Origin of the sequence: Flavonifractor sp. An91 (assembly GCF_002159225.1) — a bacterium.
GTDB classification, from domain to species: domain Bacteria; phylum Bacillota; class Clostridia; order Oscillospirales; family Oscillospiraceae; genus Flavonifractor; species Flavonifractor avicola.
This window is the reverse complement of sequence record NZ_NFHA01000032.1, coordinates 1-18,631: the sequence shown is the minus strand read 5'-3', so window position 1 is coordinate 18,631 and position 18,631 is coordinate 1. Positions and strand designations below refer to the sequence as shown.

The window sequence follows — 18,631 nt, the reverse complement described above, 5'->3', positions numbered from 1 at the left end:
ACCCAGGCAGAAAATTATTCTGTTGCCGCCTGCTGAGCCGCCACAACATCCAGCAGCGCGTCAATCTCCTCACCGCTGTACTTGCTGGTATAATACTTGGTCGGTTCCTGCGCGGCCTTCATGTTTCTCAGGGCCTGCTCTAAAGCGTCGAGTCTTTCTTCTGTTGTCATAAAACTCACCTCACACTGTAAAGCGTCTACCGTGTCGGTCCAAAAATTGACGGTTATTTTTTTCTTTCAGCGGGCCGGAAACGATCACTTTAGGCTCTCCGTAATAGAGGATTATTCCACCTGGCGCTCCGTTGCTGCCCTTTCCGAATTTTCCTCCGGGGCCGCCCATCATGCCAGACTGGTATTTAGAATAGGCTACGTCGCCGTCATTTCCTTCTACGGAGATATAACCGTTACCACCAGCTCCGCCGCCGCCGCCGCCGCTGCCGCCAGTTCCTCCAGTTCCAATTTTATCTGGGATTTCTGGGGTAACCGCGTCAGCGCCAGCGCCGCCCTCACAGGTTGGGGTTGCGTCATTCCCGTTCACACCGTTCGCGGCTCCGCCGCCACCCGCGCCAAGATTTCCATAGGTACTTTCGGCACGGCTTCTTTTGTGTGTTATGCTTGCCTGGTGCCTCCATTGATAAACTTTTGCGTCCTCGTACCCTAGGTCTCTAACTTCTGTTTCTACCATAGAACTGCTTGTTATTGCAACAGTACCTGTTTCACCTGTTGGAATACTAGTTCTTGTAAAATCGGCATAAACTGTTCCGGTCTTAATGCTTGGGCCCATATAAGAATATCCTATGTTTATTTTTGATCCAGAGGAGATAAAAGCTCCGTTGTCTCTTTTATAACTGTCATGCCCGGAGTACAGTTTTTTGTTGAACTCCTCTGTTATTTTTTGTTTATAATCCGAACTGGATTGGTAAATCCACGGGCCGTATTTGCTATCATCGCCTACTTTGTTCCCTGTGGAAAGCTTTCCGCCCGTACTTTCACTGACATCTGTACCATTTTCCGCGCTCGCCGACTTAGACGCAGATTTTCCGCCCGCGCCGCCGTCCACTCCGTCCGGGCCGGTTGCCGCAAAAACTTCACCCGTTACAAGATCCGTATACCCAGAAGGCGAAGCGCTCCCGTCGTCACTTGTATAAACAACCCCTCCAACAGTGAGGGTTGTGGCGGAACCTGCGGCTCCTTGTTCGCCGGAGATGTCGGACGCTACCCCGCCAAGTCCGATATTGGGTGATATAACTTGCCCGGGTAAAACCTCAATATCAACGGAGTACACTTTTCCGCCGGACCCACCGAGCCCCTTGCTACCACCGGCGCCTCCGGCTCCCTGAGACCCGCTTGTAAATTCTCCATTGTCACCAGCAGAACACCGGGCGCTCTCTCCGTCCGCGCCGGGTTCTCCATCCGTCCCATTTTGCCCGGCGGTCCCACCGGAAATAAGAACTGCACGCATTTTTGTAACGCCATCAGGAACGACGATAGGGTCATTCGTTGTAATTAACTTCCGCACATCGTATATTTCCACAATATCGGATGAAGGAGGTTTATAGCCGATTGCCGTCACCTCTTCGGCCACCAGCCTGCCGCCTATGGTGATAGATGCTGACTTGACGCATCCCACCGACGCACCACCAAAAGGATGCTCAAACGCGATCACATCGCCGGGGCGCTCCCCATCGTATACCACGGTAGCTTCCATGGCCTCAATCCACTTGTAATATTCCGCCAGACGCTCCGCCACAGCCGCAGAGTTGACCAGCGATACCAATGTGGCTTCCTTGACCTCCACTACATTGGCCACATCATCAGGTGTTACAGCCTGACGCACATCTCTGGTGGTATGGACATATTTCTTTCCTGTTAAAGTACCGGTCCCCGCCGACACTTTGGCATAATTGGCACCCTGCTCCAGCAAAGAAAAACCGGAGGCCGCCAGGCTGTGGACAGGTTCCTGGAACTGAATCACATCTCCACTCTGTGTGGTGCCTTCAAACAGCTGAATCTCTTCAGTACCAGGAATATATTGATGCTCCAGGACGGATACCTCCGTGACCTGCGCCTCATAACGGACTTTATCCCCCCAAAAGACCCGATCCGGCGTGATTGCAGATGATACGCCATCCCACAACGCCTCAATACGCAGCGTCCCTACCTGATCCACCTTTGCCTGGGCGCCCACGGCAAAAAGCACCTGGGCCAGGTTGGCCCGCCGGGTAGCCACCGGCAGCCACCCGTACAGCTTGACCTTGGCAAACTTGGTCTGTACCTGGTATGGAATATTGCAAATCTCTGCCACCAGCTCCTCCACGGTCTGTCCGGTGTAGATCCCGCCCATGTGATCGGACTGATCCAGCAGCGCCAGCGCATTGTTGGCCGTTATGGTATAGGTAAACTTGCCTGTGCGCTCTACGCTTTCGATGTAATAGGTTCCTTGCAACCTTTCCCGGTGGTAATATAGCAGCTTGTCGTTCCTCCGAAAACCGGTCAATGCAGCTCCCTTGTTCTCATCCCGGAGATAAAGTTCCATCTGAAATGTCCCGATCTCCAGCGCATCTGACAACAGAGCAGTTGCCTCATAGGTCTCTCCCTCCTGTATCTCCTGGTCCGTGAAGATCAGCTCACCATAAACCAAGCGATTGACTGTATCACTCATACCGGCCTCCTTTGAGGTGCCAGAGCAGAAAAACTGACCTTCAGGCCACTCCAGCGATTGACTCCACCAATTTTATCCCGCTGAATGTCCTTTCCTGCGTTTACCATAGCATCATAGGTCATGGTCGTCTGACCATAGGGCACAACAATCTTATGGGACTCCACCGGCGCACTGATTGTCTCATAGAAGGAGTCATAATCCTCCGGGGCTGCGGGATCTGGCTCCACCTCCATAGAGTAATCATAGTAAGTTCCGATAATATCACGGAAATATCGACCGGACTTCACCTGACCGGATCTTTCGCTATCTTCTACCCGAAAAGACCGCTCCATGGTCTTGATCTTGACCCGCACCTTATATTGCTTGCCGTCCAGTTCTACCATTACCGCCGTCCTCCGATCAGCTGGACCCCAAGCCGGCTGCGTTCGCTTTCTATGCTGGAATAAAGCACCCGACCGACTTTTTTCCCATCCAGGTATATATCTCCTCTGCCTGTACCTGCAGAACTTCCCCGCTCCGACAGTGCGTCACTGGCTGCCTGTTTGATAGTGGAGTAAGGGGATACCACTTCCGGCTCCTGCCGATTATCGCCCAGCACCGCCAGGAAGGGCTGATTGGGCGGTACCACGCCTCCTTTGGCAAAGCCCGGGATATCCGACCCGGCAGCTGTGGCCCGCTTGAGATCCTGCGTAGCCTGATTGGCCCGCTGGGTGGCGGAATTGATGGCAACCATAATAGTAGCAATGCCGGCAACAATCAACGCGGCCGCAACACCCAACGTCGCAGCAGATTGAAATGCACCTAAAGCCACCGCAGCGGTAAGGGCTGCTACACCTACCGCAGACAAAATAACCACTGCTTTTTCCAGACCACTCATGTCGTCCCAGGCATCCGCCACCTTGACTGCCAGGCCAATCAGCGTCCCCAGCGCCAAAGTCACAATCAGCCCCTTTGCCCCCAGTTTTCCAAAGAGGTCCACCATATTGGGCAGCACTCTGGATACGTTCGCCACAAGCCCAGCCATCGGGCTGATGGCCGCCATCACACCGAGTATCCCAACGATAGCCCTCTTTGTTCCGTCGTCCAGACTGTTAAACCAATCCAGAAACTGCGTGGCAAATTCCACTAGATCCGTCATAATCGGCTGAATACTCTCCGCCAGCTGAGCAATGGCCGTTTGCAGTTCCAGGCTGGCATCCCGGCTCTCCACCAGTCCCTGATTATTCTTCCGCCAGCCATCATAAGCACCCTTCAGCGGCCCGTCTACCAACACAGACAGGGCCAGCTTCTGCTTGTCCAATTCCGTGGTGCAGAAGGCCAGGTTCTGGGAAAAATTCTCCGCACCGTACCCCACTCGATCCAACAGCTCCGCAAACTGCCCAGTGGCCGTTCCTGTAGCCAAGGTCTCCTGCAGGCTGTCGGCCAGTGATTCAATCTTCAAGGTATCGGGGAATGTGATCGCCGCATTGGCCAAGCCCTCTACCGCCCGCTGAAGATTGGACTCTGTAAAACCAGCCTGCAGCAGATTGCTCACAGCCTCAATACTGCTGTCTGTCTCGCCGGATACGGTATTAAAGTTCTGAAAGGCCTGCCGGGCCGCATCGATACCTACACCTGCTTGCCGGGCGTTGTTATCCAGCATGGAAAGGTCTGCCCTGAATTCTTCCGTAGCTGGAACAGTAGCGATTGCCGCCGCACCCAAGGCAACAATTCCTGCCGTCACCGGCGCAAAGGTGTCCTTGACCTTGCCGGCTTTTGTGGATACTTCACTCGCCGCATCTCCAAGTTTCTTCAAACCAGAGGTGCTTTCCTTGGCCTGGTCCTCCAAGGATTTCATTTCCCGCTCGGTTTCTGCCAACTCCCGCTGGAGCGCATCATACTGCCCTTGGTCCATCTTTGCCCCGGCAAATTCCTGATCAAGATCTTTGACAGCCTGCTGGAGTTCCTTATGCTTTTTCCTGGTTTCCTCCAGTTTTTGGGCAAACGCTTCATATTGCCGTGCGGAGATCTGCCCGGCATCCAGCTTCTCCCGCATAGATGCCTCATTGGCTTCCAGCCCCTTCAAGGAAGCTGATACGCTGTCCAACTCCGCTTTCAGCGGCTCATACTTGGCCTGATACTCCTTTCCCCGCTGCAAAGCCTGATCAGCATTTCGGGCCGCCTGTTTCAAGGTATCCAGTTTCTTGGCCGTGTTATCTGCTGCCTGGGCCAACAGGCGCTGCTTCTGCGCCAGAAGTTCAGCATTGCCCGGGTCCAGCTTCAGCAGTCGCTCTACATCTTTAAGGGACTGCTGGGTAGTGGATAACTGTTTATTGGTGCCGGCCAGTGCTTTGTCCAGCTTGGTGGTGTCACCGCCGATCTCAACGGTGATGCCGCGTATGCGATTTCTTGACATTCGGCACCTCCCTAAAATGCGTCAAAGTCTCCCTGGGTAGGCAGACGGTCATACTCATACCCATCATTGCCCGCCTCTATCAGCATATCGGTCACCATTCCGATGGTAAGCAGGTCCAAGTCTCGGATAGGTATACCCAACTGCGCTGTCCTCAGCAGGAACAGCGCAGTTGTCATTTCCCGGTCTACCGGGTTCGTTTTTTTTTGCTTTCCACAAGGGTGGCATTGTTGGCCCTCCACAACTCCAGCAGCTCTGGGAACACTTCGTAGATGGAGAAGGTATCAAATCCATCCAGCCATTCCTCCACGCTATGCTCCGGCATATCAGGAGCTGCATGACGGGCCATCAGATATGCCACATTCTCAAACACCTCCAACAGCTTTACCGGAATGGGTTCCTCGCCGTTTTGCGCCTTTTCCACCGCCTGCTGGATATCCTTCATGTCCTGCATGATGTCCCGGCCAAACTTGATCCTGTACAGGCGCGGAATGGCCGCGGTTGCCCGGAAGCAAATATCACGTCCGTCGATCTGAATGATCTTCTCCATATACTACCTCTCTCAGGCAGTAGCAGCGGTAGGCTGCCATACGGACTTGTACCAGTTATTGTATTTTTCATCCGGCGTATCCGGGGTGGTTTTGGCTTTGACATTGCCGTTGGCCAAGGGAGACGCCGTAAGAGTAAGGCTCTCCGTGGAAGGCTCCTTTGTATTGGTGGTGGTACTGCCGGTTACACTGGGGCGAGACGCGGAGCAGTTGTACAGAACATGGCGGATTGCCTTCTGGTCGCCGGCGAATTCGAAGAGCAGCGCAAAGGGCTGGCTCTCTGCCCTGACGTTTTCCACCAGCACCTTGTCGGTCTCGTCTTCCGTCTCCTTGAGAATATCCTTCCGGAAGCTGTCAGGGATCAGGGCAATCTCCAGAGTCCCACTGTACCCGTCATTAGCGGTGGTAACGTAATATGCCATGTCGTCGGCATAGAACGTGCTGGGATCTCCCTGGGCATCCATAGAGAGATTGACCGCGCCGGGAATCGCCACAGGGGTCCCGAAGGTGATCTCGCCCTCCTCCCCAACGGTAAGGGGCGCGTAATGTACATTTTTCAGGCCAAACTTGACCTTGTTGGCTTTGCCTGTTGCCATGATCACACCTCAATTTCATATAAGATTTGATACAGTTTTTCCGATGCCAGATACTCCTCCGTCTTTTCCCAGTTAAGACCGGTCAAAGCATCCTCCACCACCGACTCCATATCTGGAGACTTGACGCTGGTGTAGAGCTCCACCTGATAGTGTCCGGCTGAGAAGTACATGGCATCATCCGCAAAAAACTTCGTATCGTAGGCATAAAGATAGCAGATATAGGGGGGCGCCTGTCTGGTACGAAAAGCACGGTAGGCCACGGGCAGTCTTGTACCTGCCAGGCGATCCGCCAGTTCTTTCTGGGTCACTGCTCCAATGCCTCCTTCAATCCCTGCAGCAGCTGCCGCTCAATCTTCTGCTCCGCAGGGCGGATGTGGGGCGTTCCGCCCACCCGACCGCCGCCGATCTTTGCATGGCCGTTCTCCAGCAGGTGGGTCAGTTGCCCATTTGTCCCGTTAAACACCCGAACCCGGATGCCATCAGGGCCATCGTAGACTATTTCAGTCCGCCAGCCTTTGCGGTAGTTCCCTGTCCGTTTGGGGCTGCGGCGCTGGATGTCCACTTTGCAATCTTGAGCTGCAGATCTCACAGCCTTCTTGACTTCCTCATTGACCTCAGTCCCATAGCGGGACAGTTCCGTCCCCAAGGCAGCCTCCAGCTGGTTAATACGTATCTTTCCCATCGGCTACCCCCGCCTGCTCCTCCAGATACAGCTCCGTTTCATCCGTTTCCCTGCATCGGTAGGTACGGTAGATTCGAAACCGGCGTCCATGAAGCTCCGCCTCCTGCTGTCCACTGTAGTTGACAGACGGTGTAATAAAGAGGCATTCTGGTTTCATTCCCTCCCGGCCCCCTTCGTACCATTCCGACCGGGTGACCGATCGTTCTTCACCAAAGATCTCAGTCCGCACCGGCCCACTGGGCACCTGCTCCAAAAGATCATTTTGGATGTAGGACTGACCGATGAGCACCAGTGTATCATCCATCACCGTCATCCTCCCTATATTCCGGGCACAGGGAAAGCGCAGCCTTCAGGCTTTCATATGCTTGTCGGTACTGCTCCCCCTTGCCCCGGTAGTCGAATTGCCAGCGGGCGTACAGCTTCACTGCCATACGAGTCAGGGCATCTACATCACCCCGTCCAGCTCCGGCCGTTCTGAGGTCCAGCACCGCTGCGTCGATGGTATCCCGGATCTCATCGTCCAGGCTGTCGTTGGAAATACGCAATGCCCGACGGATATCCTCCACCTGGCTCATGTCACATCCCTCCTAGATCCGCCGGCGGCCCTATCCGGGCCGCCGGCACAGGATATCAGGCGCCTGCCCGGGTAAACAGGCACAGGCCGTTTTTGTCAGCAGGCTTGCCGTCCGCCAGAGCCATGACCCGGTAGACGGTGGAGCCACTGCGGAAGGCCACCGACTTGTCGCTCTCCACGGTGGGAGACATAGCAAAGTTGAACTTGTAGCCCTCGAAAAGGTCTCCAAATACGATGTTGTCCTTGGGGAAGCTGTCCTCCAGAATCACAGGATAGCCCAGGATATTGAACTTGGCGGGGCTCTGGACATCGGCCACCACCACAGGCTTTCCGTTGCTGTCCGTCATACCCAGCAGATCGGAATAGAACACGGCCCGGGGCATGGCAAACTTGGCGTTGGCCATGTACTGAGTGGGCAGGGTAGCCAGGATGGTCATCAGATCCTTATAGGTCATACCCGCCTTGGTGTAGGTGCCGGTCTGGGTAATTTCGCCGCGCTTGGTCAGGCCGGTGGCCTGATTGCTACCGGTTCCGGCTGCGATGGCGGCAGCCACGGCCACGGACATCTTGTTGCCCAAGCGGGCCACCAGCCAGGTCTCAAAGGCATCGATGCCCATGGCCATCACGTCGGCTGTGATCTCTACCGTCTTGATGAGCTTGTAGGCTCCCAGGGTAATGGCGTCCAGGGCGTCGGCGCTGTCGGTGGCCGCGGTACCCATATCCACCCAGCTGACACCGTTGACGGTTTTCTCGATGGGATAAGTCACATTGCCGGGGATATAGGTCACGTCCACGGCCTGGATAATGGGCGTCAGCTCCATGCGCGCAATGATCTTGTTCATAGTGGTGGTGGGAATGGCCGCCGACGCGGTCACCGCCGCCCGCTCTTCCACAGTCAGCTCATGGCCCTGGAGATTCCGCAGCCAGGCGGAGCGGTATTCCGGGGTGTCCACGCCGTAGGTACGGCTCTCCACTCCCTCATCCTCAAAGGTACGGGTCACTCGACCGGAGCGGCCGCTGCCGATATCCTCCAGCAGCTTCCGCCGCCGCTCCGCGCTGCGCTTCAGGGTATCCCGCTCCTCCTTGAGGGCGCGGGTCTCCCGCTCCAGGGCGTCCACATCGGCGTCATCCTTCTCCAGTTCCTGGGCAATGGCAGCCAGACGACTCTCGATCTCGCCCATACGGGCGCTGGGGGTTGCAAAAAACTGGAGGCCAATGCCTCTCAGCACACTCTGATTCTGCTTCATGTTCTGATTACCTCCAAATAAACTCTCAGCCTTTGCTTTCTCCGCTCGGCGGCCTGGGCCGCAAGTCGCTCCGCTTTTTCTGCCTCGATCACTCCGTCAAGCCAGGAACGGGCGGAAATATCGGTAGACGGGTTGGCGGGAAACGATACCGCCGATACGTCGTATACCTTCCGGATTTTCAAAATGCGCCGGGTATGGGTATCCCGGTCGTAGGAGTCTTCCTGTACTGTGAACGCCCAGGACATCTTGGTCACCAGTCCGGCGGCGATATCCTCGTGCATGGATCTGGCTTGCTCCGTTTTGGACAGGTCTGCCGCCATAAAGAGTCCGTGCTCCTGAGGTTCGATGAGCAGAGTATTGCTCTTTCCGGTCCGGGCAAAAACTCGCCCACCGTGGTCATACTGCATGATCACATCGGACAAGTCGGCGCCGTCCAACGCATGGCGGTCAATGACCTCCTTGTACTGAACACCGTCATACTCCCACAGGACATATGGGTCATCAAAGGTGGTAGCATAGCCCTCCACATAGTAGTCGGTATCAAACCTCTTATTGGCTGCTGTCGGGACCATCAGCGGCATTGCCCGGTACTCCCGATCCTTGCACACCGGCATTCTCATTCACCTCCGTTTTTTCTGGTGCCGGCGGCTCTTGCCCCAGCACATTCACCTCGGCGTAGTCCCGCCGGATGTAATACTTTTTGGATTCTGCGGTATTCAGGGCAGGCAGCTGGAACACCTCCCGCCCCTCGTCCATGTTCATCATCCCCCGGTCAAAGAGCTGGGTCACTGTCTCCAGCTTGTCCGACATGGTCATGTGCTGGAGCCGATTCACCGAGAAAGCGATCTCTTTCCCCCGGTTCACCTCCGCCTCCGTATAGGCCATATTGGTATGCACCAATCCCAACTCAATGGCAAAGGGCTCGATCTGTCCCTCATAATAAGCCGACCACTGATCAGAGGTATACTTGTTCTGCAAAATAGCCTCCGACATACCGAAGTAGTCAAACACCGACTCCCGGATCTGGGCCGCCTGCTTATCGTCCACGATATAAGGATTACTGTCGATCTGCTTGATATCGGCATACTTGCTGTCGAAAATCATGACGCCGCCGGAGTTTCCCGATGTCAGGTTGTCCTGGACCAGGCGGTCCCGCTCCTCCTTCATGGTCTCCGGCTTAAGCACGTTGACCAATCTGGCCAGAAAGCGCACCGAAGCGGACGCCTTGACTCCATTGATGATGCTCTGATTCTGGGCGTGGATGAGTTCCATAGTGGGCTGCAGGGCGCCGTTGCGCTCTCCGAAAAAGTCGCTGCGATACTGGAATTGGGTCAGGATACCCGTATAGTCCAGCTCCATCACCCCCACATCCCCGGTGGGAAAACGAAAGCGCACATAGGGCACCCCGCCGCGCTCCACAATCTCCGCCTGAGATGGAAGAATCGGATAAAATCCGGACAGCCGCAGCTGTTCGGGATCTTCACACACCGGCACAATAAAGGCCGTGTTCTCCGTCTTGTAGATGGTAGCCAAACGATACAGATATTTCTTGGTATCCATCCACGGATTGGGCTGGAATTGCAGCATCCGCTCCATCCGGCGCCCGTTCGGCCCCATGACTACCGGACGCAGCTTGCTCACATGGGTGGCAAAGGTATGGATACAGGCCCGGGTCAGCGCCATCTCATAGACGCCGCCCTCAAATGAGGTGTAGACCGGCGCATACCCTCCCAGGGTCTTGAAGTAGGTATAAACTGCCGCTTCGGCGGTCTTTTTTGGAAAGAGCTTTTCAAACAGCCCCATAGTCACACCTCAGTTCAGGTTGATGTACAGATCCTTCTTGTCCTGGAGCACCGTATAGGCGCACAGAAGCGCCGCAGTGCCGTCCACTCTCCGGCGGGGGTCCAGGGTCTTGACCAGCTGGATATTGCCGTTGACGTCGGTCTTGGCCTCGCTGTTCACCAGGCACCACTTATCCACCGGATTGTTGTTATAGATCACACGATGGTCCCGGAAGTCGGCCTTCAGATCCTTCATTGGTTGGGAAAGGGTAGCCGGTCCCTGCCGTACAGGAATCATAGACTCCGGCCCAAATTCCGCCTGGAAGGCCCGCAGCAGGCTGTCATCGATGTGCCACGGATCATATCCAATGTAGAGCATATACAGCCCTTCGCTGTCCCTCAGTTCCTTGAACCAGTCCAGGAAGATCTGTTTGTCGCACTTCCGTCCGGGGCAGGTACGCATATAGCCCTGCTCCACCCATAGGGAGTACGGCACGTTATCCCGCTCGCGCCGGCTGCCCGACCGCCTAGCTTCCTCCAGCACGGCCTCCGGGATCCAGTACATGGACCGCACATAGAGATTTGGGTCATCCGGCCGCATACAGATGGCTTTTGCCGCATTGAGATCCGTCGTATCGGCCGCGTCAAAGCCGCCGATGCCATAGTCAAAGGGGATCTGGAAGGTGGCTTCATTATTCAGCTCCTCCCAGCGCAGCCATGCTCCCTCCGAAGTCTGGGGCATATTGAAGTCCTTGACCATGACGGTGGGCTTGAAGCTGGGATCGTCCTTGGCCTTCTGTACCATCTCGGCCAGGTAGGTACGGCTTTTGATGGTCCCCAGCCCTGGGTTGGCCTTTTCCCAGCACGCCGGATCGTCCCACTCTTTCCGATCATCCAACTCGTAAATAAAGGGCAAAAATCTCGGGTTATTTGCCTTTCCATCCAGAATGTCACAGGCATATTGATACTGGGCATCAAAGATACCCTCCCGCACAAAGCCGTTGGTAGTGATGACAAAGAGCAGCGGTTGACTCCGGGCACCCATGGCCTGCTTGATAAGGTCATACAGGTCCCGGTTTTTAATGGCCGCCAATTCGTCGATGGTGGCGCCATGGGCGTCCAGGCCGTCCAGGCTAGAGGTATTGGATGCCATGGGCTTGATGAAGCCCATATTCATGGGGCAGTAGATGTCCGACAACCGCTTTTTCAGGTGCTTGGCCAGCAGCGGCGACATCTTCCGCATTTTAACGGCCGCATCGTAACCCAGGCGGGCCTGATCCAGTTTGGTGGCCACGTTATAGATCTGGGGTGCGCCCTCCCCATCATTGACCAACAGATCCAACTCTACAGCTGCCGTCTCCGTGGTCTTCCCATTTTTCCGCCCCTCGATGATGAGAATTTCGTTGTATCGGCGTAAATCGTTATCATCCACAAAGCCGAACACCGCCTCCAACCGGGCCCGCTGGAACAGCTCCAGCTTCAGGGGAGCCCCCAGCCGGCCGGATGGGACCTTGCAAAAGCGCTGGATGAACTGAATGTGCCTGGCAGCGATATCCGGGTCAAAGTGAAACTCCCCAGGATTGATGAGATCTTCCAGCAGCCGCTCCGAAACCTGCTTCATCCGGCGGCAGGCCGTGATCCTGCCGTCCAGGATACCAGTGCAATAACGCTCCAGGTCCGTCACCTGGCACCACCGCCCCCGGTTTTCAGGAAGTGTGTCAGTTCATCATCGGCGGGCGGAGCCTGGGGCAGCATATCCCCCAACTGGCGGATCACTGCGGCGTAGTTTTTGATCATGGCATTATAGACATCCACTTCCACGGACTTCTTTTCACCCCACTGATTTTCGCCATTTTGGTACTCAGATTTGACGCCTTTTTCCCGAATTTCAGCCTGAAGTTGGGTCAACTGCTCCTCCATGAATACCGCATTCAGGATCAGCTGAAGGCAGATTTTCTGCTGCTCCGGACTGGCCGCTTTATAGGTATCTGCGAACCGGCCCAGCTCTTTCTTGCTAGGTCCTTTTGCCATTTCCACACCCCCCTCCTGCGTATGACCCGCTCTTTTTTAGCCCCGCTCAACGGTCTCCCAGGCCCTCCCCCACGCCGCGGCATAGGGGGGGATATTTCGTGCGGTCAAAGCCGCCGTCTGTCGATGGGCTGACCGTCCGGACCAAATGAACAGGCCATGGGTTTGCCTTTGGTCAGGCCGTGGCCCTCATAAGCGTCGTGGCAATCCTTGCACACATAGGCAAGCAAGCTGTGGTTCAGCGCCACCGCGGGATTGACAATATTCTCCGGTGTCAGCGTGATCAGGTGATGGACGATATATCCCTGCTGGTCCTGGCATTCCTCGCACAATCCGCCGTCGATCCGCAGGCGCTTGGCGATATATGCTGCACGGCAGGCCCGCCATGCCTTTGAGCGGTAAAACTGCTTGGCAAATGCTTTCATGTTATCTCCGACGCCGCGGCCCGGCCTTTTGCACCCTGGCTATCACCTCAGGGAAAAACAAAAGCGCCCAAGCCACGACCCCCATACGGGCGATCATTGGCTCAGGCGCTGGTCTCTTTGGACGCTGGCTCAGGCGCTTCGATATTCACGATACTTTCCTGTCGGCAGTGCTTGCACCAGATGGGCCAGTTTCTTGCCTGGCTGTCTGGCCGCACACGATACTGTGTCGGTCTGCCGCAGACGGGACAGATAATACGTCTATCCTTGTTGACCAGTTTACACGGTTCTGGGCTCTTTTGCAAGGGACCTTCCTCCTTTTCTACAGCTCGGTTCGATTATTAACACTGGTTTCAAGGTTGAAAATGACTAAGCGGCGGTCGCTGCCGTCCTTTTGTATAGGACAGTCCTGGATCGGCTTCCTCATATAATAGGTATCGGGCTCCCACAAACATGGCGTATCCATAGGGGTTCGCTTCTCCAAAGGCCTCATAGTCCACCGCGCCAAAGGGCGGGGCAAGGGTCATGGAGTCAGATGGGATGTCGGTATATTCCACCTCATACCCCTTGAGGTTCCTGGACGCCCGCCATGTCCGCTCCCCTGGCTTCGGTTTTCCGAACTCTCGGGCCTCTTTGGTCATGTACTTGGCCAGTTCCCGGTAATAGTGGACGTCCAGCGGTTCAATGCGGATGTAGCCTCCCCCGTGCCAGAGGGATCGCAGTTCGTCATAATCGCCTGGGCCTGTCCCGTTGATTACAGCATGATGGTGGAGGCGGCAATCCTCCAGATAACCGTCCTCCATCAGGAACGAGTTTGCTGCCTTGTGGTGGTACCCTTCGGTCACAAACACATAGAGGAGATTACTAAGTCGCCTTCGTCGCCCCCCACGCAATTTTCGGATAAACTTCTGGAACTCCTTCCCCGCCGCAACCTTATCCGCGGGCAAGTGGGCATCGTCATAGGTAAAGGTAACAACATGATCCTTTCCCCAAAAATTGGCACCCAGCTTGAGCTCCAGTTCCCTCCAGCTGTTTTTGAGGTTCATGTACTGCTGCGCCGCAGTGGACGCTGCACGCTTTGCCGCTCTTACCCGTGGGCTGTCTCCTTTGGATGGAATCGCCACCAGATAATCGTAATTCACGAGTCCGGCCCGGATGTGTTTCAGCCGCTTCATCAGCGCACCTCTTGGAACCGGTCAATATAATGTTTCTTCCAGAGAGTCTCCGGCTGGCGCAGGGAGATCATCTTCTCCCGCACCAGCTTGTCCATCACCCGGCCGATGCTGGGCTGTCCGTCCATCTGGGCCAGCTTCTCCAGGTTGGCGACAGTCTGGGCCGTCACCAACACAGAGATTCGTCGCAAATTTTTGTTTTTCATCCAATCCCTCCGTTTGAAATGAAGTGCGCTGTCCGTGGGCAAGCTATCACCGGAGGTGAATCGCATGGAGCCCACGTACAGCGATCGGTATGCCAATCTGATGGAAGACCCGGCCATGGAGGCCTATTTTGTCCAGCTGCCCGGTTATATCCAGGCTAAGATCCGCTCCCGCAAGCAGCAGCCTGCCACCCTGGAAGACCTGAAACGTATGGCCGAAGAGGTCAAGCAGCTCTTTTAACACAAAGATTGAGGTGATATGATGGCCAAGCAAGGCATGGCACGTCCTGATGTGACCCACACCCGGCCCCGCAATTCGGAGTCTCCCGTGCCCGAGATCCAAGGCAAAGCCAAGCACGGGAAGGCCAAGGCCAACCCCATCGTGTCGGGCACCTCCGGTCCCGGCCTGAAGGTGTACCACCAAAAGCCCATTGCCGACCAGGAAGAGCTGTAATGGTATGTGTCAAAGTGCCGCCCCGCTGTGGGCGGCACTTTGCTGCTCCGGCTCTCTGCCGGGCGCCCCGCTTTTCCTACCACTACCCCACGTTGGGACGCAGGCCTTCGGATCAGCAGGGCCCCGGACAAAGAAAAAGAGAGAGGTCCGGGTGGTGGCGCACCCACCCGGCAGAGAGCCGGAGCGGCTATGCAGTCAGGTATCTTTTGCGTCCTGTTTTGCCACATCGATCAGGTCAGCCAGAACCGACAGCACAAACAAAGCTTCCGGGTCCTCTGTTTTGATCGGCTTCCCGCAGATCGGGCAGGGATCTCCAGGCTTGAGGTGCTTTACATCCTTCACGCCACAATCACCTCCCTCCCTACGTCAATGACTGGCTTTCCACTCCCATCTCTTGGTGCCCCCGCCCGCACCCAGCGGATCCACAGTTCCTCAAAGGCCTGGACCTCCGGTGTTCTGGGGCAGTTTCGCAGCCCCCGGTTCTGCCGGACCTCCAGCTTTTTTTCATCCAGCTCCAGCGTGTAGTAGGATTCCTTGGGCGCCCTCTTTCTCCGGATGAAGAAGATGGCCGTCTTTCCGCTGGCGTGATTCTTGCCATAGCTGCTGACACAGTGGTGGAGGGCGTTCCCCTCGTCGGTGAGTTCCTTCTGACTGGCCGCCGGCCGGATGAAAAATCCGTCTGCGGCAAAGACATACTTACGCAGCTGCATTCGCCGCACCCGGAAGCTGGGCGCCAGGCCCTTCTCCTTCAGGAAGGACACTTGGACGGCGGCCTCGTCGTGGGCGGCAAACAGGTCGTGGGGAAACCGCACCCGATCATTGCTCAGGTCCCAGCCCAGCCGCTGGGCCATATCCCAGTAGTCGGTAAGAATCTGCACATCCGGGCACTCCGCGTCCGCGGGTGGGTCCTCGTCCTCCGGCTCCGGCACATAGGCGTCCTCCCATTGGCCGCACTGCTGGAGCAGATACCGGATGCTTTTTGCCACCGGCCCCAGTCCCACCAGCTGGCCCACATGGTCGTCGCCCAGATAGAAGGCGTTGACGATGTCCTCCCCGGTGAGGAGCTCCCCCGCGGCCTTGCTGTACCGGAACAGATCCCAGAACAGCTGTCCCCAGTCCTGATCCCGGGCCAGGCGCAGCTCCTCCCGGTTCAGGTGCAGCATCTGGGCGGGCCGGGTCTGGCTCCAGTCCAGCTCGTGCAGATCCGGAAGGCCCTTCTTGTTTTTCTCCCATTGGTCCTCCTGCCGGCACTGGGAATAGAGCAGATCATCCAGCACCCTGGGCAGGCCATGGACCAGCACCGATTCCACACTGGGGTGAGCCTGGTACAGCCGCAGCCAGGCCACCGGGAAGTGATACGCCCCGGGCCGGTGCTCCATGTACACGTCCAGCTTGCAGTGGGGCAGACAGCTCTCCGCCAGCAGTTCCTCCGACAGGCCGAAGATCTCATCCGCCTCCCCCCAGCGTTCCCTCCACTCCCGTGGCTGTCTCCACTCCCGCGTGTACTGGATGAAGTACCCGGCGTTCCCGCTGTAGGCGTTGACCCATCCCATCAGCTGGGCGCAGTCCGTGGGAGAGAACACATAGGCCTCCGCAGCAACGGCCTCCAGCCACTCCCCGCCGCCATAGGATACCCGGCGCTGGATCACCCAGCCGGTAAGGGCCAGCAAGCGGTCCTCCCCTACCACAGCGGCGCTCATGGCGCGGCTCTCCGAAGGGACGAAGTACCCCTTCTGTCGCAGGGCCGCCCGGCGGCGAATCTGCACGGGGCAGCCGCAGCTGGGGCACAGGATGGCGTCTCCGTCCTCATAGACCTGCCCGCCCTCCATCTCGGTAAAGCTCTCCGGGAGAATAAATCCATAGCCTCTCAGCCCTCTCCCGTAGTGGTACAGATCCTGATAGCCGCAGCAGGAGCACTGCACTCGAACCATCTTCCGCTTCCTGGGGCTGGCCCACTCGTCCATCAGCACATCCAGCCCCCAGTCCTCCACCCACTCCTGCTCGTAGAGGAATCCGTGGGTATCCAGCTCGTCCTGACAGATCGCCGACACCCAGGTAAGGAACCCCTCCGGTGCCTGGCGCGGCACCAGATTCCGCATATCTTCCATGGCGCTCACCCCAGAAAATCGGCCAGATCCAGGCCGATAACGCCGGCTTCTACGGCTCCTCGCTCCGGTAGGCCGTAGAACTCCCGGAGGATACGGTCTGCCTCACCTGGCATCACGCAGGCAAAATTGCCGGTTTTGTGCCCATCGGCGTAGGCCTTGATTTTCTTCTCGGCCTCCGTGATGGACATGGCCTCCACCTCCAGGTCCTGGGCAAGGATCTCCGCGCACCGGGGCTCCGCCCGCACCAGATCTATCAGCTGCTCCGCCACCATCCACTGAGGAGAGCGCTCCTTGACCTTGCTCTGCTGCTCCCGCAGCTTCCTAATTGCCTCCTGAATCACTCCGCGCACCTCCCGATGGCCTCAGCCAGAGCCTTCAGGGCCTTTTCCATGCCCTTGGCGGCGGTCTGATCCTCCCGGCCCCTGGCCTTCAGCAACAGTCCGTGGAGCTTGTTGGCCAGTTCCTGCCCCTGGTTAAAAAGCACCTCAAACTGCGCCAGCTCCTTGTCTCCTGCAATGGCGGCCTGCTTGTCCGACTTGTCCCGCTCCTCCAGAGACCGCTTCAGAACTTCCACAGAGGCTTCGGCCTGCTTCTGCTTGTCCCTGGCCTTGGCCGCCGCCTCCTTTGCCTTATCCAGTTTCTCCTGCATCTCGGCGATGGCGTCGGCCCGGGCCTTGTCAATGGCAGCCTGGTCCATGACTGTCTCTACCGCTACCTCCACCGGTTTGGCCTTCAGGTCAGCAAGTTCAGCCTCCAGGCGAGCCACATCCTGCATGGCCTGCTCCCGATCCTCTTTGGCTCCAGCCAAACGGACATTGAGAAACTTCATGTCCTCCGCCATCTTATCCCGGGCCTGCTCAGCCGTGCGCTGGTCTGCCGCCGCCCGTTCAGCGGCCGCTCTGGCCTCGTCCCGCTCCTTGATGGCCTGCTCCAGCTGGCGGGCGCTCATGTCGATGACCTTGTGGTCCTCCATAAACTGCTCCCGCTCTTCCGGCGGCAATGCCAGGAGCGCCAAGGCTTTGGAGGCTCCCAAATCCGACAACGTTGTCGGATTTGACCACTCCCGGGCCAGTCTCATGAATCGCTGGGCGGATCGTTCTGAGAACTCTACTTGCTCCTCCAGCCAGGACCGCCACTCCCCGTGGGACAGCATATCTTTTGCCTCGATGAGGCACCGGCCAATGGTGAGGATAGCCTCTCCCCCAGCCCGCTTGGCATCCAGGATCTCCCCGGTAATGACCTCGATGGTCCTGTCCTCCGCCGTCGGGGCCATAGTCTGGGCGATGAGCCGCCCCAGGTCAGGCTTGCCCATACTGGATCCCCTCCTTTGCCGCCAGTTCCGCTACCCAGGCCCGGTAATCCCGGGCCGCCGAACAGAAGGGGCTCCACTGCTGCACCGCCATCCGGGCCCAGCTGGACTCGGGCACCTTGTCGGTGCGCCGGATCACCGTGTCGAAGATGGGGACTGGGCATTCCTCCCGAATGGTGGTCATAGCATCCTCCACCACCGGAGCCCTGTGCCACTGGTTAAAGAGCACCCCGGATATTCGAAGATCAGGGTGAAGAGAGCGCAGACTGTCGATCTGGTCTACCAGATCCCCCACGCCGGTGGCCGAACAGGCATCGGACAGCACCGGGATGATAATGGCGTCGCTGGCCAGAATGGCAGACACACAGGCGGCGGACAGGTTGGGCGGGCAGTCGATGACCATCACGTCATAGGCCCCGTCCTCCTCCAAAGCCTCCCGCATATCCCGCAGCGC

At 57.2% G+C, this 18,631-nt stretch carries 26 protein-coding genes; 2 read left to right on the top strand and 24 right to left on the bottom strand.

Going from position 1 to position 18,631, the window contains the following annotated elements; genetic code table 11:
- Positions 1–14: 14 nt before the first annotated feature.
- The 19 genes from B5G42_RS18235 to B5G42_RS14445 form a co-directional block, all read right to left on the bottom strand.
- Entirely contained in the window at positions 15–170 is a 156-nt protein-coding gene (locus B5G42_RS18235; protein WP_162611116.1) for a hypothetical protein, read from the bottom strand.
- Positions 171–180: 10 nt separating this feature from the next.
- Complete coding sequence (locus tag B5G42_RS14530; RefSeq protein WP_087271786.1) at positions 181–2,661, bottom strand: hypothetical protein; 2,481 nt, start codon at positions 2,659–2,661, stop codon at positions 181–183.
- Positions 2,658–3,044 carry a hypothetical protein gene (locus tag B5G42_RS14525; RefSeq protein ID WP_087271782.1) on the bottom strand — a complete coding sequence of 129 codons (387 nt, stop codon included), beginning with the start codon at positions 3,042–3,044 and terminating at the stop codon, positions 2,658–2,660. The genes B5G42_RS14530 and B5G42_RS14525 overlap by 4 nt, the downstream gene beginning before the upstream one ends.
- Entirely contained in the window at positions 3,044–5,056 is a 2,013-nt protein-coding gene (locus B5G42_RS14520; protein WP_087271779.1) for a hypothetical protein, read from the bottom strand. Before B5G42_RS14520 ends, B5G42_RS14525 begins: the two co-directional genes overlap by 1 nt.
- Positions 5,057–5,067: 11 nt before the next feature.
- The gene (locus B5G42_RS18405; RefSeq protein ID WP_164475034.1) at positions 5,068–5,232 is read right to left on the bottom strand and encodes a hypothetical protein; all 165 of its coding nucleotides are present in this window, start codon (positions 5,230–5,232) and stop codon (positions 5,068–5,070) included.
- 8 nt (positions 5,233–5,240) lie between these two features.
- Positions 5,241–5,603: a hypothetical protein gene (locus tag B5G42_RS14515; RefSeq protein WP_087271777.1), complete on the bottom strand. Its 363-nt coding sequence runs from the start codon at positions 5,601–5,603 to the stop codon at positions 5,241–5,243.
- A gap of 12 nt (positions 5,604–5,615) precedes the next feature.
- A complete protein-coding gene (locus B5G42_RS14510) occupies positions 5,616–6,197 on the bottom strand; it encodes a major tail protein (RefSeq protein WP_087271774.1) in 582 nt (193 codons plus the stop codon).
- Between the two features lie 2 nt (positions 6,198–6,199).
- A complete protein-coding gene (locus B5G42_RS14505) occupies positions 6,200–6,505 on the bottom strand; it encodes a hypothetical protein (RefSeq protein WP_087271771.1) in 306 nt (101 codons plus the stop codon).
- Complete coding sequence (locus B5G42_RS14500) at positions 6,502–6,879, bottom strand: HK97 gp10 family phage protein (protein WP_087271768.1); 378 nt, start codon at positions 6,877–6,879, stop codon at positions 6,502–6,504. The genes B5G42_RS14505 and B5G42_RS14500 overlap by 4 nt, the downstream gene beginning before the upstream one ends.
- On the bottom strand, positions 6,860–7,183 hold the full coding sequence (locus B5G42_RS14495) for a hypothetical protein (protein ID WP_087271765.1): 324 nt from the start codon (positions 7,181–7,183) through the stop codon (positions 6,860–6,862). Before B5G42_RS14495 ends, B5G42_RS14500 begins: the two co-directional genes overlap by 20 nt.
- On the bottom strand, positions 7,176–7,454 hold the full coding sequence (locus B5G42_RS14490) for a head-tail connector protein (RefSeq protein ID WP_087271762.1): 279 nt from the start codon (positions 7,452–7,454) through the stop codon (positions 7,176–7,178). Before B5G42_RS14490 ends, B5G42_RS14495 begins: the two co-directional genes overlap by 8 nt.
- A 55-nt stretch (positions 7,455–7,509) precedes the next feature.
- Positions 7,510–8,700 (bottom strand): phage major capsid protein, encoded by a 1,191-nt coding sequence (locus B5G42_RS14485; RefSeq protein ID WP_087271760.1) that lies wholly within the window; start codon positions 8,698–8,700, stop codon positions 7,510–7,512.
- The gene (locus B5G42_RS14480; RefSeq protein ID WP_242961239.1) at positions 8,697–9,281 is read right to left on the bottom strand and encodes an HK97 family phage prohead protease; all 585 of its coding nucleotides are present in this window, start codon (positions 9,279–9,281) and stop codon (positions 8,697–8,699) included. Before B5G42_RS14480 ends, B5G42_RS14485 begins: the two co-directional genes overlap by 4 nt.
- Positions 9,250–10,503 carry a phage portal protein gene (locus B5G42_RS14475; protein WP_087271754.1) on the bottom strand — a complete coding sequence of 418 codons (1,254 nt, stop codon included), beginning with the start codon at positions 10,501–10,503 and terminating at the stop codon, positions 9,250–9,252. Before B5G42_RS14475 ends, B5G42_RS14480 begins: the two co-directional genes overlap by 32 nt.
- A 9-nt stretch (positions 10,504–10,512) precedes the next feature.
- Positions 10,513–12,165: a terminase large subunit gene (locus tag B5G42_RS14470; protein ID WP_206406197.1), complete on the bottom strand. Its 1,653-nt coding sequence runs from the start codon at positions 12,163–12,165 to the stop codon at positions 10,513–10,515.
- A complete protein-coding gene (locus tag B5G42_RS14465; protein WP_087271751.1) occupies positions 12,162–12,512 on the bottom strand; it encodes a hypothetical protein in 351 nt (116 codons plus the stop codon). The genes B5G42_RS14470 and B5G42_RS14465 overlap by 4 nt, the downstream gene beginning before the upstream one ends.
- A 104-nt stretch (positions 12,513–12,616) precedes the next feature.
- Entirely contained in the window at positions 12,617–12,934 is a 318-nt protein-coding gene (locus tag B5G42_RS14460) for a hypothetical protein (protein WP_087271748.1), read from the bottom strand.
- Between the two features lie 350 nt (positions 12,935–13,284).
- Positions 13,285–14,106, bottom strand: coding sequence for a rolling circle replication-associated protein (locus B5G42_RS14450; protein WP_087271742.1), 822 nt, complete (start codon positions 14,104–14,106; stop codon positions 13,285–13,287).
- Entirely contained in the window at positions 14,106–14,309 is a 204-nt protein-coding gene (locus B5G42_RS14445) for a hypothetical protein (protein WP_087271739.1), read from the bottom strand. Before B5G42_RS14445 ends, B5G42_RS14450 begins: the two co-directional genes overlap by 1 nt.
- A gap of 64 nt (positions 14,310–14,373) precedes the next feature.
- On the opposite strand from B5G42_RS14445, the gene B5G42_RS18225 reads away from it, so the two are divergent.
- Both B5G42_RS18225 and B5G42_RS14440 read left to right on the top strand, forming a co-directional pair.
- Positions 14,374–14,547, top strand: a complete 174-nt coding sequence (locus tag B5G42_RS18225) for a hypothetical protein (protein WP_158098640.1) — start codon at positions 14,374–14,376, stop codon at positions 14,545–14,547.
- A gap of 18 nt (positions 14,548–14,565) precedes the next feature.
- Positions 14,566–14,760: a hypothetical protein gene (locus B5G42_RS14440; protein ID WP_242961238.1), complete on the top strand. Its 195-nt coding sequence runs from the start codon at positions 14,566–14,568 to the stop codon at positions 14,758–14,760.
- Positions 14,761–14,955: 195 nt separating this feature from the next.
- Here B5G42_RS14440 and B5G42_RS18220 read toward each other — a convergent pair whose 3' ends face one another.
- The 5 genes from B5G42_RS18220 to B5G42_RS14420 form a co-directional block, all read right to left on the bottom strand.
- On the bottom strand, positions 14,956–15,102 hold the full coding sequence (locus B5G42_RS18220; RefSeq protein ID WP_158094653.1) for a hypothetical protein: 147 nt from the start codon (positions 15,100–15,102) through the stop codon (positions 14,956–14,958).
- A complete protein-coding gene (locus B5G42_RS14435) occupies positions 15,099–16,868 on the bottom strand; it encodes a PcfJ domain-containing protein (protein WP_087271733.1) in 1,770 nt (589 codons plus the stop codon). The genes B5G42_RS18220 and B5G42_RS14435 overlap by 4 nt, the downstream gene beginning before the upstream one ends.
- 5 nt (positions 16,869–16,873) lie before the next feature.
- A complete protein-coding gene (locus B5G42_RS14430) occupies positions 16,874–17,209 on the bottom strand; it encodes a hypothetical protein (protein ID WP_087187492.1) in 336 nt (111 codons plus the stop codon).
- Positions 17,206–18,180 (bottom strand): DUF3102 domain-containing protein, encoded by a 975-nt coding sequence (locus B5G42_RS14425; protein ID WP_087271730.1) that lies wholly within the window; start codon positions 18,178–18,180, stop codon positions 17,206–17,208. Before B5G42_RS14425 ends, B5G42_RS14430 begins: the two co-directional genes overlap by 4 nt.
- Positions 18,167–18,631 (bottom strand): ParA family protein (locus B5G42_RS14420; RefSeq protein WP_140399861.1); only part of this gene is annotated, 465 nt, incomplete at its 5' end. The genes B5G42_RS14425 and B5G42_RS14420, both read right to left, overlap by 14 nt.

What these genes read in the sequence shown, in the direction of transcription:
- B5G42_RS18235 (WP_162611116.1), bottom strand. Translation starts at nt 170, where the DNA reads ATGACAACAGAAGAAAGACTCGACGCTTTAGAGCAGGCCCTGAGAAAC.
- B5G42_RS14530 (WP_087271786.1), bottom strand. Translation starts at nt 2,661, where the DNA reads ATGAGTGATACAGTCAATCGCTTGGTTTATGGTGAGCTGATCTTCACG.
- B5G42_RS14525 (WP_087271782.1), bottom strand. Translation starts at nt 3,044, where the DNA reads ATGGTAGAACTGGACGGCAAGCAATATAAGGTGCGGGTCAAGATCAAG.
- B5G42_RS14520 (WP_087271779.1), bottom strand. Translation starts at nt 5,056, where the DNA reads ATGTCAAGAAATCGCATACGCGGCATCACCGTTGAGATCGGCGGTGAC.
- B5G42_RS18405 (WP_164475034.1), bottom strand. Translation starts at nt 5,232, where the DNA reads ATGACAACTGCGCTGTTCCTGCTGAGGACAGCGCAGTTGGGTATACCT.
- B5G42_RS14515 (WP_087271777.1), bottom strand. Translation starts at nt 5,603, where the DNA reads ATGGAGAAGATCATTCAGATCGACGGACGTGATATTTGCTTCCGGGCA.
- B5G42_RS14510 (WP_087271774.1), bottom strand. Translation starts at nt 6,197, where the DNA reads ATGGCAACAGGCAAAGCCAACAAGGTCAAGTTTGGCCTGAAAAATGTA.
- B5G42_RS14500 (WP_087271768.1), bottom strand. Translation starts at nt 6,879, where the DNA reads ATGGGAAAGATACGTATTAACCAGCTGGAGGCTGCCTTGGGGACGGAA.
- B5G42_RS14495 (WP_087271765.1), bottom strand. Translation starts at nt 7,183, where the DNA reads ATGGATGATACACTGGTGCTCATCGGTCAGTCCTACATCCAAAATGAT.
- B5G42_RS14490 (WP_087271762.1), bottom strand. Translation starts at nt 7,454, where the DNA reads ATGAGCCAGGTGGAGGATATCCGTCGGGCATTGCGTATTTCCAACGAC.
- B5G42_RS14485 (WP_087271760.1), bottom strand. Translation starts at nt 8,700, where the DNA reads ATGAAGCAGAATCAGAGTGTGCTGAGAGGCATTGGCCTCCAGTTTTTT.
- B5G42_RS14480 (WP_242961239.1), bottom strand. Translation starts at nt 9,281, where the DNA reads ATGCCGCTGATGGTCCCGACAGCAGCCAATAAGAGGTTTGATACCGAC.
- B5G42_RS14475 (WP_087271754.1), bottom strand. Translation starts at nt 10,503, where the DNA reads ATGGGGCTGTTTGAAAAGCTCTTTCCAAAAAAGACCGCCGAAGCGGCA.
- B5G42_RS14465 (WP_087271751.1), bottom strand. Translation starts at nt 12,512, where the DNA reads ATGGCAAAAGGACCTAGCAAGAAAGAGCTGGGCCGGTTCGCAGATACC.
- B5G42_RS14460 (WP_087271748.1), bottom strand. Translation starts at nt 12,934, where the DNA reads ATGAAAGCATTTGCCAAGCAGTTTTACCGCTCAAAGGCATGGCGGGCC.
- B5G42_RS14450 (WP_087271742.1), bottom strand. Translation starts at nt 14,106, where the DNA reads ATGAAGCGGCTGAAACACATCCGGGCCGGACTCGTGAATTACGATTAT.
- B5G42_RS14445 (WP_087271739.1), bottom strand. Translation starts at nt 14,309, where the DNA reads ATGAAAAACAAAAATTTGCGACGAATCTCTGTGTTGGTGACGGCCCAG.
- B5G42_RS18225 (WP_158098640.1), top strand. Translation starts at nt 14,374, where the DNA reads ATGGAGCCCACGTACAGCGATCGGTATGCCAATCTGATGGAAGACCCG.
- B5G42_RS14440 (WP_242961238.1), top strand. Translation starts at nt 14,566, where the DNA reads ATGATGGCCAAGCAAGGCATGGCACGTCCTGATGTGACCCACACCCGG.
- B5G42_RS14435 (WP_087271733.1), bottom strand. Translation starts at nt 16,868, where the DNA reads ATGGAAGATATGCGGAATCTGGTGCCGCGCCAGGCACCGGAGGGGTTC.
- B5G42_RS14425 (WP_087271730.1), bottom strand. Translation starts at nt 18,180, where the DNA reads ATGGGCAAGCCTGACCTGGGGCGGCTCATCGCCCAGACTATGGCCCCG.